This window comes from Mycobacterium sp. TH-M106, assembly GCF_057473765.1.
The window spans coordinates 1-2,864 of sequence record NZ_JBYCLE010000177.1 but is presented as its reverse complement, the minus strand read 5'-3'; the positions used below and the strand labels follow the sequence as shown (position 1 = coordinate 2,864).

4 protein-coding genes are annotated in these 2,864 nt (G+C 64.9%); 2 read left to right on the top strand and 2 right to left on the bottom strand.

Going from position 1 to position 2,864, the window contains the following annotated elements; translation table 11 throughout:
* Positions 1-345: aldehyde dehydrogenase family protein (locus AC2VOP_RS06175; protein WP_486960134.1), on the top strand; the 345-nt coding region annotated here is incomplete at its 5' end.
* A 206-nt stretch (positions 346-551) separates the two neighbouring features.
* Here the strand turns inward: AC2VOP_RS06175 and AC2VOP_RS06170 are convergent.
* A complete protein-coding gene (locus tag AC2VOP_RS06170) occupies positions 552-1,313 on the bottom strand; it encodes a phytanoyl-CoA dioxygenase family protein (protein ID WP_486960133.1) in 762 nt (253 codons plus the stop codon).
* The gene (locus AC2VOP_RS06165; RefSeq protein ID WP_486960132.1) at positions 1,310-1,699 is read right to left on the bottom strand and encodes a hypothetical protein; all 390 of its coding nucleotides are present in this window, start codon (positions 1,697-1,699) and stop codon (positions 1,310-1,312) included. The genes AC2VOP_RS06170 and AC2VOP_RS06165 overlap by 4 nt, the downstream gene beginning before the upstream one ends.
* A gap of 109 nt (positions 1,700-1,808) precedes the next feature.
* On the opposite strand from AC2VOP_RS06165, the gene AC2VOP_RS06160 reads away from it, so the two are divergent.
* A complete protein-coding gene (locus AC2VOP_RS06160) occupies positions 1,809-2,402 on the top strand; it encodes a TetR/AcrR family transcriptional regulator (protein ID WP_486960131.1) in 594 nt (197 codons plus the stop codon).
* The last annotated feature ends 462 nt before the right edge of the window (positions 2,403-2,864 follow it).

Here is a 2,864-nt window from a genome sequence, read left to right as displayed (position 1 = left end):
CCAACGCTTTTCGTCGACGTGGACAACTCCATGACGATCGCCCAGGAGGAGATCTTCGGCCCTGTGCTCTCGGTCATCCCCTTCGACGACGAGGAGGACGCGATCCGCATCGCCAACGACAGTGCCTACGGGTTGGCCGGCAACGTGATGTCGGGATCGCTGGAGCATTCGCTGGCCGTGGCCCGCCGGATCCGGGCCGGATTCATGGGCGTCAACGGCGGCGCCCCCTACGGCGCCGACACGCCGTTCGGCGGATACAAGGCCAGCGGTGTGGGCCGCCAGAACGGTGTTGCCGGCTTCGACCAGTACACCGAGATCAAATCGGTGGGGTATCCCGCCGGGTAGCTTGGCCGAGGCGCCGACGTCGCCGTGCCGAAGTGGGGCCGTTGCCCGCCTCCCAGGCCGCAAAGCTGTGCCCGTGAATCGCGCGTGAGGGTACGCAGTGCTCGTCGCCGTGAGGGGGGTCGCATGGCAGGGCTTGTCCCGTCTTCCCCTGGCCTGCCGCCAATTTCATGGCCCGGTCAGGGGGTTTCAGGGGGTTTCAGGGGGTTTCAGGAGGTTGTGGCCTCGACGAGACGGCGTGGATCGCGCCCGTCGACGTAGCCGATGAAGGGCGGGTAAAGCCCGTAACCGAGCAGCGCCTGCACACGAGGGGGGTACTGGGCGGCGACGGCAGGAGGCACGGCCAGCGTCATCGTCTCGATGGGTCGTACCCACGGTTCGCAGAACTGCGTCGTGATCCCCAACCGAGTGGTGTTGCTGACGTTGGCACCGCCACGATGGTAGGTACTGCCCAGAAACACCGCGACTGAGCCGGCGCTCATTTCGATTGTGCGGATCCGAGAATCGAACTCATCTGGAGTCTCGCCTCCCCACAGATGGCTGCCCGGCAGGATTTCGGTGGCGCCGTTCGCGCCCGTGAAGTCGTCGAGGGCCCACACAGCGGATACACCTAGGTGTTGGCGGGGGCGCGGAATGGCGCAATGCCCGTCGTCGGCATGAAGCATCTGCTTCGTCTCGCCCGGATGGACATTTATCGCAATGTGCGCCGAGAGGAGGTACGCCGGATGAAGAAGTTGGTCCAGCAACGCCGCCAGCGTGTGATGCGTTGCCAGAACGGCGGTTGACGGCGCCTTGGCCAGCAACGCGTAGACCCGTTGGGATCGCAGGCCCTCGAAGTCGTTGCGGCCGAACGGTGCCGATGCCAGCAACGGTGCCATCTCGTCGCCGATGAGTTCCACTTCGCGGGCGCTCAGTACGTCGTGAAGCACGACGTAGCCCTGCGAGCGGAGCTGCGCGAGCGTGGGGCTCATCGCAGCCAACCGGGACCCTGCAATGATGCCTGGAGCGCCGCGCGGGATCCGTTCTGCTCCAACACGAGCACAACGAAGCGATACAAGGCCAACAGCCAGATGAACCCGAACATGAAGAATGTGACGCTGCCGACCGACTTGTTGACCGGGTTGAGGAACAGCGCGAAGGCGTATGACCCGAGAACGACGATCGGCGCGGCATCGGCCCAGCTGAGATCCAGTGACGTGATCGTCTGTGGGATGACCGGCAAGCCGGCACCGCCGGTGTGTTTCCCCGACCACAGGGTCATCACGACCCACACGACGCAGGCGACAACCAGGGTCACGTCAACCGCATTCACCGGCCGCGCGTTGCGACTCGTTCGGCCGTTGGTGCTGGCGATCATTGACCGCAGTCCTTCCGCGCGTGGAACCGCCGCGTGCCGGCAGCTCTTCGTCCGAAGAATATTCTAGTAGAATGTTCCAGTCAAGAGGAGATTCCAGTAGTGTTCGGTGATGCCCACCGCCACCCAGGCCGGCGCTCCGCGTCGGCGCGTCATCCTCGACGCAGCGCTCACGATCTTTCTCAAGAACGGGGTCGCGGGCACCACCATCGAGGCACTCCACCGCGAATCCGGCGCCAGCGTGGGCAGCATCTACCATTTCTTCGGCAGTAAAGAAGGCGTTGCCACCGAGCTGTACATCGAGACACTCCGCGAATACTTCGCCGTCTATCTCGCTGCCCTGCAAGGAAGTTCGAGCGCGCGCGGCGGGATCGAGGCATCCGTTCGCGCTCATCTGGAGTGGGTCTCCTCAAACGAGGTGCGGGCGCGCTATCTGTTTCACTGCCGAGAATACGAGGTAATCGAGGAGTCTCGGCCGGTGATCTCCACCATCAACGAACAGTTCTACGCCGAGGCCAGCGCTTGGCTACAGCCGCACGTGCAGGGGCGCCGCGTCAAACCCCTTCCGCCCCGGTTGTGCCAAGCGCTCTGGATGGGACCCAGTGTCGAATACGCCAGGCTGTGGCTTGCGCGGGCGACGGAGTTCGACATTCTCGGCGCAGCGCCGGTTCTCAGCCGGGCCGCATGGGACATTGTCAAGGTCTGATCCAGACCCCCGTAGGTATGCCGGGGTCGACGCCCGCGGCGGAAGCCGCAGCCCGGTGCTGAGGACACGCGGTCGCGAGCCGCTGCTCCTCAACGTCCACAACGGTCCCGATCTGAACAGCCTGCTCGGATGGTGGGACCGGTACTGGAACGATCCCGTGCGCCGATCCCGTTCACCCGATGGCAGCTGCTGGGTCCGTAGGCCCCCGCGCCACAACACGTGACCGCGCCGACGGACCGACGGTGAGCGGGCCGGTGAGCCCCCGCCTATCCGCCATCGGCACACCCCGCCCCGTGCCCGTCCAACTCCTTGGTTGACAATCGAGTCAACAACAACACCCGTCGAAAACACTGTCGAAAACACCTGTCGAAGGAGACATCACCATGGCTGAAGCCGTCATCGTCGAGGCGGTCCGCTCACCCGTCGGCAAGCGCAACGGCGGGTTGTCCGGCGTGCACCCCG